The 754-nt window shown below is 57.6% G+C and carries 1 protein-coding gene; it reads left to right on the top strand.

Annotation, left to right across the window (positions count from 1 at the left end; genetic code table 11):
• Nucleotides 1-22: 22 nt before the first annotated feature.
• Nucleotides 23-754, top strand: a 732-nt coding sequence (locus PEL01S_RS34860) for a beta strand repeat-containing protein (RefSeq protein WP_174807057.1), incomplete at its 3' end; no start/stop codon positions are given.

The following is a 754-nucleotide window of genomic DNA, read 5'->3' as shown; positions in this document are numbered from 1 at the left end:
CGCCACGGTCACTGCGGGGACTTTGACTACCGTCGGATCAGTACTGGGGGCTACCATCACAGCAGGCACGATTAGCGCTACCATTCTCGGCGGAACGGTCAGTACCACGATCCTCGGCGGTACGATCGACAATCTCCTTAACGGCACTATTACCAGTGTGCTCGGCGCTACCATCACCGCAGGGACCTTGACTACAGTCGGCTCTGTGCTGGGAGCCACTATTACAGCAGGGACAATCAGTACCACGATTCTGGGCGGAACAATTGACAACCTGCTCAACGGCACTATAACCAGCGTGCTCGGCGCTACCATCACCGCGGGTACCATTAGCGCCACCATTCTCGGCGGAACCGTCAGTACCACGGTTCTAGGCGGAACGATCGACAACCTGCTTAACGGCACTATCACCAGCTTGCTTGGGGCCACTATCACCGCGGGGACTTTAACTACCGTCGGCTCCGTGCTGGGAGCTACTATTACAGCAGGTACGATTAGCGCTACCATTCTTGGCGGGACGGTCAATACCACGATCTTGGGCGGAACAATCACCAATCTGCTCAACGGCACTATTACTAGCGTGCTTGGGGCCACGATCACTGCGGGTACCATTAGCGCTACCATCCTCGGCGGCACCGTCAACGCCACGATCCTGGGCGGAACAATCACCAATCTGCTCAACGGCACTATCACCAGCGTACTCGGAGCCACGATCACCGCAGGAACCTTGACCACCGTCGGCTCCGTACTAGGAGCT

This window comes from Paenibacillus elgii NBRC 100335, from assembly GCF_004000865.1.
Lineage (GTDB): Bacteria > Bacillota > Bacilli > Paenibacillales > NBRC-103111 > Paenibacillus_G > Paenibacillus_G elgii.
Note: the sequence above shows the minus strand (reverse complement) of the source record. Positions and strands in the feature narration are given on the sequence as shown.